We start from the raw sequence: 13,444 nt of genomic DNA, 5'->3' as shown, positions 1-13,444 counted from the left end.
GGAGACGACGACTATTGCGCCGCGAATGTGGAGATGCCAGAGACTCGCGGAATCTCGGAAGCAGGCAGCGGGCGGCAGAAGAAGTTCCCTTGTACGGCGTCGCAACCGTAGTCCTTGAGTCGTTGGGCCGTGGCGAGGTCCTCGACGCCTTCGGCAACGGTCGCGATGCCGAACGCAGATGCCAACTCGATGACCGAGTGCGTGATGATTGCGGCTCGGTCGTCGTGCAGGATCGGCGCGATGAACTCGCGGCCGAGTTTGACTTCATCGACCGGTAGCTCGCGCAGATAGGTCAGAGTGGCGTAGCCGCTGCCGAAGTCGTCGATCGCCACCCGGATGCCGTTCTCCCGGAGACGATCCAGCACCGTGCGGGCCTTGGCCAGGTCGGCCACCACCAAATCCTCGGTGATCTCAATCGTGAGAGAACCAGGAGACATTGCGTATGTGTGGAGCACCGACATGATGCGGTCGGGCAGCGCATCCTTGTCGAGCGAGGGCGCCGCCAGGTTGATCGCGACCGGGATCGCTGCACCTTCCGCGTGCCAAGCGGCAGCGTCGGCGACGGCGCGCGACAACACCAGATCGGTGAGCGCATGCATCAGCCCGTGCTCGCGAACCAGGGGCAAAAACTGGGCGGGCTTCAGCACGCCAAAGCGCGGGTGCTGCCACCGGACGAGCGCCTCTACTCCGCGCACCGAGCCGGTCATCAAGCCGAATTTCGGCTGGTAGAGCAGGGTCAGCGAGCCGTTCTCAATGGCGCGTCGCAGTTCGCCCAGCAACTGCAGTCGCGCGATGGCACTGTCGTAGGCCGGCGCCCCGCCAAGTTGATCGTCCATCTCGGGTGTGAACGTCCGAACATTGGCCGAGTTCGCCTGCCGGGCGACGGATCGTGCCGCATCGGCCTGTCTGAGGAGATCACCCGGCGTTGGGGCGGCGACGAGCCCTGAATTAGCCGAAGCCACACCGATACTCACGCGCACGTCCAGGCGGTGATCCTCAATGTCGATGGGTTCCTGGAAAGATCGTGCAAGCCCGTTGGCAACCTGCACTGCCGCGTCGGGACGGTCTTCGACCAGAATCGCGAATTCGTCCCCGCTCATCCGCGCAACGGTGTGAATGTCGTTGGTATTGGCTTGGATCCGCTGGCCAACGGCGCGCAGGAGTTCGTCGCCCACGTCATAACCCAGCGTGTCGTTCACCAGCTTGAAATCGTCGACGCCCACCGTGAGCACGCTGACCGGCACGCTGTGCTGAACGTGTAAGCGCAGCGCGTGCGCCAGGCGATCATCAAATAGTTGCTGATTTGCCAACCCCGTTAGCGGGTCGCGTAGGGCGGCGTCAGACACCGCGACGAGCAGACGTTGCTTTCGGTCGAGCAGCAAGATGTGGCGGGCCAGGGTGGTAACGAAAAGCACCACGCAAACCAAGAAAATGAACGCCTCGCTCCGGTATGCAGGCCAAAAGTGCACGGCACCAACGACAATGGCGAGCAATACGGGCAGGTAGGGCAGCCACAACGACGCCCTCGAAGAGGGTTGCGAAAAACCGAGGTCGGGTTCCTGGCTGGGCTGAGAAGTGATTCCGGACAGCGCGACGAAGTACATTCCGCCTGCCCACCCAAGAACGACGAGGTCATTCGGCGCCTGGTCGGCGTAATCCTTTGCGACATGGATCACCCCGGTCGCTGCGATGATGCCCCACCCCAGCATCATCAGCGTGGGTGAAAGCTTGCGGTCCGCCTCGGCCTTCCTCACCACGACGAAGGTCGTGGCGACGAGGCCCACATACACGCCGGCCGCGGTGGCCAACAGGATCTCGGGAACGCTGACCGTCTGTGGTGAGTGCGCCCCGCGACCCACTGCCAGGATGACGAGAATGATCAATAGCGACGCGGTGACGAGGATGCCGTCAAGCAGGAGGCCGATCCCAAATCGCGCATCATCCCGGCTGGGAATTGCGACCGCGGTTGCCAGCGCGCACAGCGGCAAGATGAGGTAGCCGAAGTTGGCCGCCGAGAGGCCCGCGACCGGAAGACTGCCACCGACCGCGACGTAGCACCACACTGCTTGGCCGGCGGTCCAGCCGAGCAACCCGGTAGAAAGAACGGTCCACGCAAGGCGTTGGCGGCTTCGAGAACCGCGCGCGGCACTGGCTGAACATGCGAGTGCAAAGACGCCTGCAATGACGGAGCCTGCCGGGGCGACTAGCCCGCGCCCCGAGTCGCCGGTCGAGATGAACAGCATCGTCGCGAACGCGAGGAGCCCGATAGTTGCCAACACGACCACCACAACGCGGCTTCGTGTCAGAGACAACATTCCCCTCAATCTGCCGGGTGCGGTTCGCAAGCAGGATAAGACACACCGCAAAAGTAGTTGTGCAAATTTGCTTACCTGTTTCTCGGCCATTACGGCGCTGAACGGGAGCAGGACACCGCACCAGGTCCAATGGCCAGGGAAGCCTCCCTTTGAGAGGGTGGGCGTATGAACGAGACCCGAAACCGCGTACTCCTGCCCACTTTCGCCGCATTGCGGTTTGCGACAGGCCTGAGCGCATGGCTTGCTCCCAAAAAGACAGCGGCTCTGATCGGCCTGGGTTCTGACCGTCAACAGCCGCTGACCACTCAACTGTTCGGTTCTCGCGAACTAACGCTGGCCATTGCCATCATGGACACCGCCTCACCTCGGCTGCGCACGCGCGCTCTGCAACTGGGCCTTTTAGTCGACACCTTGGACGTCGTCGCAGCCGTCCACGGCCTGCGGCGCCAGACGTTGTCGCCGGCTGGCGCGATCGCATGCGGGGGTGGCGCGGCGCTCTTCGCCGGTCTCGGTGTGGCTGCGCTGACCGGCTAAAGACGGCAAGCGCGACAGTGACTGAGAACGCGGACCCGCCTTCGGGATTTTCGCTATTGTTCATGTCTGCGGCCGTGCTACCGCCAAGAAGAATGGAAGGGAATCGAATGCCCTCACCTCGTTGGCTGGCCACCCTCACCATCCCCGTGATGGCCGGAGCTGCCCTGGTTAGCAGCGCCGCACTTGCGGCTGCCACCCCACAAGACGACGCATACCTCGCACAACTGCGCGCCGTCGGGCTCAGCTGGCCGCCCCAGACGGAAGAGGCGCTCATCGGGGAGGCGCACCTCATCTGCTACGACCTCACCTGGGGTTGGACGCCACAACAAATTGCCGACGACGTTCACGCCCACTTGAACGCGAGGGGCGTGACGTTGTTGGACGTCGGCACCATGGTCGACGCTGCGCACTCGACCTATTGCCCCGGCAACGTGTGCGACGCCCCCAGCCTCTGCACCTGACGGGTAGGCGCAGGGCTACCGCCGAGGGACAAGTCAACTGGCTGTAGCGTGACGGCCGTGAAGTCCTCCCTGGTGTATTCCTCCGTCGCGGCCTGCGTCGCGGCAACCGTTGTGACCCTCGTCGGATCCGGCACGGCAACCGCGGCCGGCTCGTGCCCGACAGCACCCGCACAGAATGGTGGAACGCCGGACTGGACGCTGGCGGGAAGCACCGGCAGCGTGGCGGTTACCGGATCCACGGATACGACGGCACCGCGCGTGGACGTGACGGTACCGTTCAGCGTGACCCAGACCCAGGTCCACACGCTGCACGCGGGAGACGGACCTGTGGTCCCCGCCGCGGCCAGGGTTTCCGTCTGCTACATGGGCGTCAACGGACGTGATGGGTCGGTGTTCGACAACAGCTACGAACGGGGCGCCCCGGTTGACTTCCCGCTCAACGGCGTCGTGCCCGGATTCCAGAAGGCCATCGCGGGGCAAAAGGTCGGATCGACGGTGGGCGTCGCGATGACTTCCGCGGATGGATACCCCAACGGCCAACCCAGCGCTGGAATCCGGCCGGGCGACTCGCTCGTGTTCGCGATCAAGATCCTCAGCGCATCCGGCTAGCTCCGCGCACCAAATCCCCTGTCGCTCAACTGCTCAGCGGCGCAAACATGAGCGCCGGATCAATGCCGAGCTGCTGAGCGACATGGGTGGTATCCCAATACTCGCGCCAGGAACTGATCGAGCCGCCGCGGACACCGAAGAACGCCGTGACGTAGAACGTGACGGTGTGGATCTCGCTGGGCGTTGACGCCCGCACCCGTCGTCGCCGTCGCGCGAAGCGGCCTACATGGGTCCGGGAAGCTCGCCAAGGTCGGAAAGTTCGGCGTGGACAGAGGTGATAGCCGCCCGGTACTGCTCCTCGGTCAGCGTTTTGGCGTAGTAGCGGTTCATCCGCAGCTGGTATTGCAGATCCCGCAGTTGCCGGACGCGGTTCAGCCTGGCGATGTCGCCCTGCGAGAACTTCAATTGCTCAGCCGTGATCTGGCCGGCCATGACTTGTTCGATCGGCGAGAGCCGATAACCGCAGCCGGCGAGGTATTCGAAGTAGGGCTTGAGATAGGGGCGTCCGCCGGCCTGCCAGCTGCCGTAGGCCATACGCCATTCGAACGCCGCAAGCACCATCGCCAGGGTCACCATCGCCGGGCGGGCGCCGATATCGATTGTCGAGCTGAGGCTTTCGTATCGAGCTTCGTCGGTTCCCAGCAGCAGTTGCGCGGCCACATCCATGCTGGCTGGGCAGTGTAGGTCGGCCAAGTAGTGGAAATTGCGGGCAATGAAAATGTCGGTCCCGGCGGGTGGCGTGCTCCCCGCGATGATGTTTGCGCGAATCCAGTTGCGACGAGTCGCAGCGACCTCGGCGGCGCGACGATCCAGCTCGCGCGTGAAGACCCAGTCCGTATTGGCTTGTGCCTCGGCCTCGGATTGCAGCTTGGTCGGCTGGGCGCCGGTATAGGCGGGGCCGGCCGTCACCTCGCTCAGCGCGAGCGGCCGTCCCATGTCCCGGGTCAGGTACCGGGCGTACACATCAAGATCGGGCACCTTTGCCAACCGGGCAAGATCGCCCAATGTTGTGTTACCGGCCGTCAATCGGCAGATCTGATCCTCTTGCCTGAGGTCATCGCGCGTGTAGATAATGCCGAGGTCGCGTCGGCGTACCCGGTCACCGGTATTGACGTCGACAAGCCACCCGGCCGGTCCGGCAATCCCCGGCACGTAGCGGGAGACTTCGACGAGCAAATCGTCGACGGTGGCCGAGTCGGGGAAGACCCAGAAGACGCGATGGGACTCGACGTCGTCGCCCATCGCCACGCTGGCGCGATCCAACGTGATTTTTACCGTGTCGGGCATGCTGGGGATTATGTCCCGAGGTCAGGCGCGCACGCCATTCACTAGAAGTTGAGCCCCGAGAACATGATTCGGCTGGGATCGTACTTCTGGCGCACGGCGGTCAGCCGGGACAGGTTCGAGCTGAAGTATCGCGAGGCCGGTTGGTTCGCCTCGATGTAGTTCACGTAGCCGCCGACCGAGTACGGCTGAACGGCCTGGTGTGCAGTGTTGAGCCAGTTGGTCGCCGCCGCCGCGTCGCCGGTTTCGACGTACCACTGCACCAGCGCGTACTGGCGACGCCACGGGAAGGCGGTTGCCCCAGGCGCCACATCGGCGAGGGCGCCGTCCAGCGCATGCATGATGGCCAACATGCGGCCGGCTCCACGCGGAAAGGTGTCGACCGCCTTGGCGATGCCCTGGGCGGTGGCCGCGTTGACGACGGGCAGCACGTCGGATCCGCCGACGTATCCGAGCGGTGACGGGTTGAGGTTCCCGACGGCCAGGTACCGCACCAGGTCGAGATAGTTGAAGGTGTGGTTCTCGGTCCCAGTCGGTTGCACCCCAACGGCTTTGGTGATGGCCGCCCCTACGCTGCCCCCCGATCCGACCGGGCAGGTCGCCATGATGCGGCAATGCGTGCCCATTCCATCGACGGTGGCGTCCGCCAGCGCCCAGCTGTTCCGGTCGGCGGTGCGCAGCCAGTTCTGCCAGCCGACCAGTACTTGCGCTAACGCCTCGGGGGGAAAGTTGAGGTTCACCACGTCAAGATCCGTGGTGGGAAAGGTGGCGAAGGTCAGCGAAGTGGTCACGCCGAAGTTGCCGCCGCCACCACCGGGCAACGCCCAGAAGAGGTCGGGATTGCTGGCGCTGGACGCGGTCACGGCCTGACCCCCGGGCAGCACTACCGACGCCGACAGCAATTGGTCACAGAGCAGCCCCGCGTGGCGGGAATTGGCGCCCAATCCCCCGCCCAGGGCGTGCCCGGACGCCCCGACCGACGGGCAGGTACCCGTCGGGATGCCGCGGCCGGCGCCTGCCAACGTCTGGTGCATCGCGTACAAGCTGGTCGCGGGCGTCACCGTGATGTTCCCAGTACCGGCGTCGTAATTGATTCCTCCGGGCAGCTGACGCAGGTCGAGCACCATGACGCCGTTCGCCGTGGAGGCGCCGATGTAGGAATGCCCGCCGCTGCGCGGCGCCACCTTCAGGTTGTGGGCGGCGGCGAACGCCATGGCCTTCTGCACGTCAGCCGGCGACGTCGGGGTCACGATGGCAGCGGGCGTCGAGCCGTTGTAGTTGGTGTTGAACACCTGCTTGGCCGACCCGAAAGCACCGTTGTCCGGTAGCAGCACTTGTCCACCGATGGCGGTGGACAGACCCTCCCACCCGGTGGGGTTGGGGGCGGCGGTGGCCCGGGCGGAGCCGAAAACCGCACCGGCGGCCAACGCTCCGGCGGTCCCCCGCAGGAACGTCTGGCGTGAGATTTCACGCGCCACCGTCGGGCTCCCGCGTCTGCCTCATGTCCGGCATTGTCAAACGCCTGACAACCAAAACCTCGGTGCCCCATGCCGTGTGACCGGATCGAAACCGATACGAGCCGCCCCGGTGATGCACCCGCCGAGTACGGCGGGCGCCGCCTCAAACGGACACGCCGCTCTGCGGCTCGTATTGTCTGCAGCATGATCGCCGCTTTGATGTGCACGCCCGGCCAGTCCAGTCGGTAGCCGGGGTTCAGGCGCGTGGGTCCTCTTGTGCTGGCGCTTGCGGGCCTGGCGTTTCTCGATTCGTTGAACGTCCTCAATCTGGGCGTCGTCTCGGCCGTCATTTTCGACAGCCGGTTGAATCGCCGGTCGCCGATTCCGGGTGCCCTGAGCTTCATCGCGGGCGTGTTCGCCGTCACAACCACATTCGGGCTGTGCACGGTACTGGGCCTCAGCTTCTTGACCCATGTCGTCCATTTCCACGTGACGCCGGCCATCCGTTTTCGAGGCGAGCTGGTGCTCGGCCTCGTGCTGACCGGCCTGGCGTACTTCCCGTTGACCGCCCAATCATCGGCTCCGGGCTGGGCGCTGGCGGCGATGCGCGAACGGCCATGGCTGCTCGGGTTTCTCGGATTGGCCGTCGGTAGCGGGCAGGCGCCAACCGCAATCCCCTATCTCACGGGCCTGGCCATGCTCGCCGCCCTGCACCCGAGGCCACCGTTCTGGCCCTTGGCGATCGTCGCCTATTGGGCGATCGCACTTTCCCCACCATTGCTGATCCTTGCCCTTTCGATGCGACGAACCATGCGCGCCAAGCGCATTCAGCGCAGGCTTGTCCGCGCCCTGACCCGCTACGGCCCGATGTCGGTCCGGCTGTTGTTCCTGGTCTTCGGAATCGGACTGGTGGCCGACGCGCTCGTCAATCACAGCGCCCTGTGGTGACGCGGCACTCTTTCTCATCTCTTGCATAGCGAGCCGCAATATCTTGTTGCGTGTGACTGATCGCCAAGAGCGCGCGACTTCCTTCGGCTCGATCGCCGAGCACTATGACGGGTTGCGCCCGCACCCCCCGCAGCAAGCCGTGGACTGGCTGGTGCCACCCCATTGCGGGGTGGCTGTCGACGTGGGCGCGGGCACCGGGCTGTTCACCCGCACACTCGTGGACAGGGTAGCGACGGTCATCGCCGTGGAACCCGATGCGCGCATGCGGGCCGTACTCACCGAGCGGTCTCCCGGGGTTCGTGCCATCGAAGGCACTGGGGAGTCGATTCCGCTTCCCGACCTTTCCGCCGACGCGGTGTTTGTTTCGTCGGCGTGGCACTGGATGGATCCCAACCGGGCCGTTCCGGAGATCGGCCGGGTACTGCGCGACGGCGGGCGGTTCGGCCTGATCTGGACCAGTCGAGATCGTGACGTGGATTGGGTGCGCGACCTCGACCTGCTGCCGGGCGAAGACACACCCGAGGCTGAATCGCCCGACCGCTTCCGCCGGCGCCACGAAAACGTTGTGCTCCCCGACCCGCAGATCTTCCACAACCTCGCCCGCGAAACATTCACGTTCGCGCGGACGATGAGCATCGACGACGTCGTCGCAATGGTGGGCACCTACAGCCGGGTGATCATCGCGTCTGCGGATGAGCGCGCCGAGCGACTCGCCAATGCCCGCGCTGCCCTGACTGAGCGATTCCCCCGGGCCGAAGCGATCGAGGTCCCGATGAAGTCCCGGTGCTGGCGCGCCGACCGGATCCCCCGCGGTGTCGGACGCTAGGCGCTACGCCTCAGGCCTGCGGGCCCTCCGACGGCGGCCAGTGCGATCCCGGCGACGCCTCGCCTGGTCCCTCGTATTCGCCACGTGCGAGCGGCACCCACCGCTCGCTCGGGGCGGGCTGCTCGGACGATGGGAAGTCCCGCAGCTGGCCCGACGGCTTGGCATCCCATTTAGCGAAGGTCAACGGCGTCTGCAGCCAGGTGTGCAGCAGGCAGTACGCCGCCTGCAGCGAATCCAGATGAGTGCGCTCCCAACCGTGGCTGCCGTCGAGCCCGAAGCCGACGAGCGCCGCGCGAGTGCCCGCGCCCGCCTCGATCGCCGCGGCGGCGTCGGAGCGGTAGAAGCGGAACACGTCCCGCGCACATGGGATTTCCTGCTCCTGCGCGAGCCGGCACAGCTTCCGGGTCAGGTGGTAATCGAACGGACCGTGCAGATCGGCCATCGGTATAGTCACGCCGTCCTCGATGGAGTGCTGGCCGGGTGCACACACCGCGTTGTCCACCGAGACCAATTCGGCGACGTCGGCGGGCAAGCCATGGCTCGCGCCGTGGCCGACCTCCTCGGTGATGGTGATCATGACCATGGTGCGGTGCGGCAGCACTAACTTGTTCTCGGCGAAATTCTTGGCAAGGGCCAGCGCGATCGCGACGCCGGCCTTACCGTCCAGGTGGCGGGAAACGATGTAGCCGTCGGCGGTCAGCTCGGGGCTGGCGATGAAGGCGACGAAGTCACCGATCTGCAGGCCCAGCCGGACCAAGTCCTCCCGCGAGGACACCTTGCGGTCGACGCGGACCTCGACGTGTTCCCAGTCGGTGGGCTGCAGGTCGATCTCGTCACCGAAGGCGTGCCCACTGGCCTTGAGCGGCATGACTGTGCCGGTGATGAATTCGTCGGGATCGTCGGAAAAGATCCGCACCCGGGCGCCCGCCGCGAACCGGGCCGAGAACGTGCCGACCGGAATGACCTCGAGACGGCCATTGTCTTTGAGCCGACGCACCATGCAGCCGATGGTGTCGGCGTGAACGACGAGCGCGCGGTCGATAGTCGCGGAGTCCCCTGGGAGTTCGGCGGTCAACGCGCCGCGGCGCGTCAACGAGAACGGCACCCCGAAGTCATCGAAGATGTCGCCGATCAGCTGCATCACCGCATCCGTGCGCCCCGCCGGACTCGGCGTCTGCAGCAGCGCGAGCAGCGTGTCAACCATCCACGTGCGGTCGGCCTCGGCCATGGCCGCGCTGTGACGCACGGTGTCTCCTCTCGAGTCGTCCGGAACCGCGTTCAACCTACCGCGTGGTCACCGTCGACTCACCGGTACGGGCGGGCGCCCGCGCCGAAACCGGGCACCCCTGTCCCCCCGCCATCACGGTAGAGCACGTGGTGTCCGGACGCCCGTTGGCGCAACCGGATTCGCTCGCGCAAAGGCGACGGGCTTAGCTGATCCAATGTTACGGGTTGACGTTGGGACACACCTGCTTGATCCAGGCGGTAAGCGCGTCCCGGTTGGCGTTGAGGTCGGGATCGTTGGGCTGCGCGCCGACGGTGGTGACGAAGTGCTCGATCGCGGCCTTGACCGATTCGGGCGGCCCGTACTTTTCCAGCGTGTCGGCGAACCTGCGCGCATCCTCGGGTTTCTGGGTCACCATCAAGTTGTCTTTGGTGAACGAAATGTCCAAGCAGGTGGATTGATCGAAGGAGCCGCCTTGCGTGGAGGACGAGGGTGGTGTCGTCGTCGGCGGTGCCGAGCTGGGCGCCTGGGAGCCCGAGGCCGCCGACGGGCTTGACGACGAGCCCGACGATGACGTGCCGTTCGAGCATCCCGCTGCGACGATCGCGATGGCGACGACTCCCGCGATCTTGGTTCGGTCCAGCCGCATCGGAGGCTCCTCTGTTCCAAGAATGGCGTTTGCTGAATGCACCTTACCGGCAACTGGCATACCCCCGGCGCGGTTTTAATTCGCATTTGAATCCGAGACGCGCTGCGGCGCCTGCGTCGGTGGACGGCACCGCCCGATTTTGTTGCCCTAGGAAACCCTTGATCTGCGAATGATTCCCGGTTGCGGGCCGCCGAGCGGGCCGATCCGTCGGTCTTGGCCCGGTCGGCGCGCTACGCGAGCGACATGAATCCCGAGTTTCGAACGACGGTTCATCGAACACTTTGCGACGAATCACGCAATTTGCTGTCCGAGCGGTTATGCTTCCGTCCACCTCGTTAGCTTGGTCGTGGATGCGTCTGGTCGCGCGGAGGCTTGCAGAGCTGAACGCGACCGTGAAAGGTGAGCAATACATGCGCCGACTGTCAGCCGCGATCTCGTTCGCGACCATCGGATTACTGGTTGCCGCGTGCGGCGGTAGCAATGAAGGTGGCCCCGGCTCGTCGACGACGACCTCGACGCGTCCGCCGGTCGCGCAGGCGGCGCTGTCGGGGCTCTTGCTCGGTTCGGCGGAGATCGACAGCGCGCTGGGTGTGACCGGATCGAAGAGCAAAGAAAAGAACGACAAGCTCCAAGACGACAACGCGAAGCAGCCTTGGCCCGCGGGCTGGAAATTCCCCGACGACTGCATCTATGCCATCGGCCCCGGTCAGGCTCCCGTCTATGCGGGTAGCGGTTACACCGCGGTCAGCGGCGACGACGAGGTCGCGTCCCTTCCCCCGAATTCCAATGAGCCGGATCCCGAGGTGGGCCAGGTACTGGTGCTGTTCCCGTCTCCCAAAGAGGCGAACGCCTTCTTCAGTAGCTCGGCGCAGCGCTGGCCGGCCTGCGCGAACCGCCAATTCACCACTCCCGCCGGACAGGACACCCCCGAGACGGGGTGGCAGGTGGGACCGGTCTCCAACGCCAACGGGATGTTGAGCACCACCCTGACGATGACAGTGCGCGACAACGGCAACGTCCTGCTGACCATGACCTGCCAGCGCGCGCTGACCGTGCGCAACAACGTGGCGATCGATGTCGGTGTGGTCCGCAAGGAACCGGCGGACTTGGCGGTCAAACTCGCCGGCCAGATCGCCGGCCGAGTCGACAAGCAATGAGCCCGTACGTCTAGGAGGCGGACGCCAGTTCCGCGATGAGGTCCGCGAGCGCGAGGATGCGCTCGGCGTTGCGGACGTGCAGGCTCTCGACCATCCGACCGTCCACCGTGATGACACTGGTCCCCGCGGCCCGCGCTTCCTCATAGGCCGCGACAACCTTGCGGGCGTCGGCGACTTCCTGCTCCGACGGACCGAACAGGTCGTTGGCTGGGCCGATCTGAGACGGATGGATCAAAGTCTTGCCGTCGAAACCCATTTCGCGGCCCTGCCGAGCCTCGGCGCGAAATCCGTCTTCATCGGTGATGTCGTTGAACACGCCGTCCAAAATCACCTTTCCGGCCGCCCTGGCTCCCAGCACCGCCAACGACAACGCGGGCACGACCGGCGTGCGGCCAGGCACGTGCAACGCGTGCAGATCGTTCACCAGGTCGTTGGTGCCGATCACCAGCGCGGCCAGTCGGTCACTGGCCGAAGCGATCTCCTCGACCCTCAGGAAGGAGCGCGGCGTTTCGATCATCACCCACAGCCGCAACGACTCCGGGGCGTCGAGCTTGGCCAGCGTCGCGGCCAGCGCTCGGACCTGATCGCCCGACTCGACTTTCGGCACCAGCACGCCGTGGGCGGCCGAACCCGCCACCGCGGCCAAGTCCTCGTCGTGCCACTCGGTGTCCAAGCCGTTGATGCGCACCACGACCTCCCGGGGCCCGTAGCTGTCCGGGGAGATCGCGTCGCACACCGCGGCCCGCGAATCGGCTTTGGCGTCGGGTCCTACGGCGTCCTCGAGGTCGAGGATGACCACGTCCGCGGGCAGCGATTTACCCTTCTCCAATGCGCGGGTCTTGTTGCCGGGCAGATACAACGCCGAGCGGCGCGGGCGCAGAGTCGGTGCCATCCAGTGATTCGCTTCCTGTCTCGAGCTCAGCGGGGGCTTGGTGAGCGCGGCTTAGGCAGAAAGTACCCTTCGATCTCAGGTGGTATGGCCGCACAGTCCGTTGGCGGCGAACATCCGGACTCCTGCCGCCGCGGCGGGCGAATCAAAGGAGGGAGCGGCGAGTGTCATCACTTGGTTCGGCGCGCACCGAGGGCGACAGCTGGGATTTGGCTTCCAGTGTTGGGGCTACCGCGACGATGGTCGCCGCGTCCCGGGCGCTGGCCTCCCGCGAGCCCGATCCGCTGCTGGATGACCGGTTCGCCGAGCCGTTGGTGCGCGCGGTCGGGCACCCGTTCTTCGTCCGCATGCTCGACGGCCAGATCCCGCTCGAAAACGACGACATGCCCGTGACCCTGCAGCAGCGTCGCGAGCAGATCGCCGTACGCACCAGGTTTTTCGATGATTTCCTCACATCGGCGTCCAGCGCCGGGATACGTCAGGCCGTGATCTTGGCCGCCGGGCTCGACGCCCGGGCCTATCGCTTGGCCTGGACGGCGGGCACGGTGGTTTACGAGGTTGATCAGCCCGAGGTCATCGCCTTCAAAAGCGAAACGCTGGCCCGGATCGGTGCCGAACCGACCGCCGAACGCCGAACGGTAGGCATCGACCTGCGCGAGGATTGGCCAACCGCGCTGCGTGGCACGGGTTTTGACCCGACGGCACCGACGGCCTGGATCGCCGAAGGCCTGCTCCCCTACCTGCCGCCGCAGGCACAGGACCGCCTCCTGGACAACATCACCGCGCTCAGCGCACCGGGCAGCCGGCTGGCCACCGAGAACATCACCGACATGGCCGTGTTCACCAACGAGCGCGCCCGGGCGATGCGCACCACGTGGCGTAAGCACGGACTGGACATCGACGTCGCCGATCTGGTGTGGGAGGGGGTGCGCCAACCCGCCGGAGAGCACCTGGCCGCGACCGGCTGGATCGTCGCCCCCCACCCCACCGACCAGCTATACGCCGAGCACGGCTTCGTCGTTCCTGACAACGAAATGCTCAAGGAATTTCGGCACGCCATCACCTACATCAGCGCCGAACTGGGCTGACC

14 protein-coding genes are annotated in these 13,444 nt (G+C 65.7%); 7 read left to right on the top strand and 7 right to left on the bottom strand.

The genetic code is table 11. The features are described 5' to 3' along the window. Positions 1-11: 11 nt before the first annotated feature. Positions 12-2,315 (bottom strand): bifunctional diguanylate cyclase/phosphodiesterase, encoded by a 2,304-nt coding sequence (locus tag A5756_RS05640; protein ID WP_197505742.1) that lies wholly within the window; start codon positions 2,313-2,315, stop codon positions 12-14. A gap of 165 nt (positions 2,316-2,480) precedes the next feature. On the opposite strand from A5756_RS05640, the gene A5756_RS05635 reads away from it, so the two are divergent. The 3 genes from A5756_RS05635 (at position 2,481) to A5756_RS05625 (ending at position 3,919) form a co-directional block, all read left to right on the top strand. Continuing rightward, positions 2,481-2,849 carry a hypothetical protein gene (locus tag A5756_RS05635; RefSeq protein WP_066948621.1) on the top strand — a complete coding sequence of 123 codons (369 nt, stop codon included), beginning with the start codon at positions 2,481-2,483 and terminating at the stop codon, positions 2,847-2,849. A 149-nt stretch (positions 2,850-2,998) separates the two neighbouring features. After that, complete coding sequence (locus A5756_RS05630) at positions 2,999-3,310, top strand: DUF732 domain-containing protein (protein WP_082948153.1); 312 nt, start codon at positions 2,999-3,001, stop codon at positions 3,308-3,310. Between the two features lie 48 nt (positions 3,311-3,358). Next, complete coding sequence (locus A5756_RS05625) at positions 3,359-3,919, top strand: FKBP-type peptidyl-prolyl cis-trans isomerase (RefSeq protein WP_066948618.1); 561 nt, start codon at positions 3,359-3,361, stop codon at positions 3,917-3,919. Positions 3,920-3,944: 25 nt separating this feature from the next. Here the strand turns inward: A5756_RS05625 and A5756_RS25800 are convergent, their stop codons facing one another. From A5756_RS25800 to A5756_RS05615, 3 genes are read right to left on the bottom strand one after another with little or no spacing between them, the layout of a single operon-like run. Next, entirely contained in the window at positions 3,945-4,115 is a 171-nt protein-coding gene (locus A5756_RS25800) for a hypothetical protein (RefSeq protein ID WP_156659261.1), read from the bottom strand. 26 nt (positions 4,116-4,141) lie between these two features. Next, positions 4,142-5,206, bottom strand: a complete 1,065-nt coding sequence (locus A5756_RS05620) for a hypothetical protein (RefSeq protein WP_066948614.1) — start codon at positions 5,204-5,206, stop codon at positions 4,142-4,144. A gap of 41 nt (positions 5,207-5,247) precedes the next feature. Continuing rightward, positions 5,248-6,681 carry an FAD-binding oxidoreductase gene (locus A5756_RS05615; RefSeq protein WP_066948611.1) on the bottom strand — a complete coding sequence of 478 codons (1,434 nt, stop codon included), beginning with the start codon at positions 6,679-6,681 and terminating at the stop codon, positions 5,248-5,250. A gap of 243 nt (positions 6,682-6,924) precedes the next feature. On the opposite strand from A5756_RS05615, the gene A5756_RS05610 reads away from it, so the two are divergent. After that, complete coding sequence (locus A5756_RS05610) at positions 6,925-7,608, top strand: GAP family protein (protein WP_066948606.1); 684 nt, start codon at positions 6,925-6,927, stop codon at positions 7,606-7,608. A 52-nt stretch (positions 7,609-7,660) separates the two neighbouring features. Next, the gene (locus A5756_RS05605) at positions 7,661-8,434 is read left to right on the top strand and encodes a class I SAM-dependent methyltransferase (RefSeq protein ID WP_066948602.1); all 774 of its coding nucleotides are present in this window, start codon (positions 7,661-7,663) and stop codon (positions 8,432-8,434) included. 10 nt (positions 8,435-8,444) lie between these two features. Here the strand turns inward: A5756_RS05605 and A5756_RS05600 are convergent, their stop codons facing one another. Beyond that, complete coding sequence (locus A5756_RS05600; RefSeq protein WP_156659259.1) at positions 8,445-9,680, bottom strand: osmoprotectant NAGGN system M42 family peptidase; 1,236 nt, start codon at positions 9,678-9,680, stop codon at positions 8,445-8,447. 199 nt (positions 9,681-9,879) lie between these two features. Then, positions 9,880-10,308 (bottom strand): hypothetical protein, encoded by a 429-nt coding sequence (locus A5756_RS25795; RefSeq protein WP_156659257.1) that lies wholly within the window; start codon positions 10,306-10,308, stop codon positions 9,880-9,882. A gap of 410 nt (positions 10,309-10,718) precedes the next feature. On the opposite strand from A5756_RS25795, the gene A5756_RS05585 reads away from it, so the two are divergent. Further along, a complete protein-coding gene (locus tag A5756_RS05585; protein WP_066949108.1) occupies positions 10,719-11,465 on the top strand; it encodes a sensor domain-containing protein in 747 nt (248 codons plus the stop codon). Between the two features lie 10 nt (positions 11,466-11,475). On the opposite strand, the gene A5756_RS05580 is transcribed toward A5756_RS05585, so the two are convergent. Next, entirely contained in the window at positions 11,476-12,357 is an 882-nt protein-coding gene (locus tag A5756_RS05580) for a CoA ester lyase (protein WP_066948590.1), read from the bottom strand. Between the two features lie 161 nt (positions 12,358-12,518). Here A5756_RS05580 and A5756_RS05575 point away from each other — a divergent pair, with 161 nt between their 5' ends. Then, on the top strand, positions 12,519-13,442 hold the full coding sequence (locus tag A5756_RS05575; RefSeq protein ID WP_066948587.1) for a class I SAM-dependent methyltransferase: 924 nt from the start codon (positions 12,519-12,521) through the stop codon (positions 13,440-13,442). Positions 13,443-13,444: the final 2 nt, after the last annotated feature.

The organism is Mycobacterium sp. 852002-53434_SCH5985345 (genome assembly GCF_001667155.1).
Classification (GTDB): Bacteria; Actinomycetota; Actinomycetes; order Mycobacteriales; family Mycobacteriaceae; genus Mycobacterium.
Note: the sequence above shows the minus strand (reverse complement) of the source record. Positions and strands in the feature narration are given on the sequence as shown.

Bases quoted from the DNA above. Each gene is read 5' to 3' on its own strand.
- A5756_RS05640 (WP_197505742.1), bottom strand. From the start codon at position 2,315: ATGTTGTCTCTGACACGAAGCCGCGTTGTGGTGGTCGTGTTGGCAACT.
- A5756_RS25795 (WP_156659257.1), bottom strand. From the start codon at position 10,308: ATGCGGCTGGACCGAACCAAGATCGCGGGAGTCGTCGCCATCGCGATC.
- A5756_RS05580 (WP_066948590.1), bottom strand. From the start codon at position 12,357: ATGGCACCGACTCTGCGCCCGCGCCGCTCGGCGTTGTATCTGCCCGGC.
- A5756_RS05620 (WP_066948614.1), bottom strand. From the start codon at position 5,206: ATGCCCGACACGGTAAAAATCACGTTGGATCGCGCCAGCGTGGCGATG.
- A5756_RS05635 (WP_066948621.1), top strand. From the start codon at position 2,481: ATGAACGAGACCCGAAACCGCGTACTCCTGCCCACTTTCGCCGCATTG.
- A5756_RS05630 (WP_082948153.1), top strand. From the start codon at position 2,999: ATGGCCGGAGCTGCCCTGGTTAGCAGCGCCGCACTTGCGGCTGCCACC.
- A5756_RS05585 (WP_066949108.1), top strand. From the start codon at position 10,719: ATGCGCCGACTGTCAGCCGCGATCTCGTTCGCGACCATCGGATTACTG.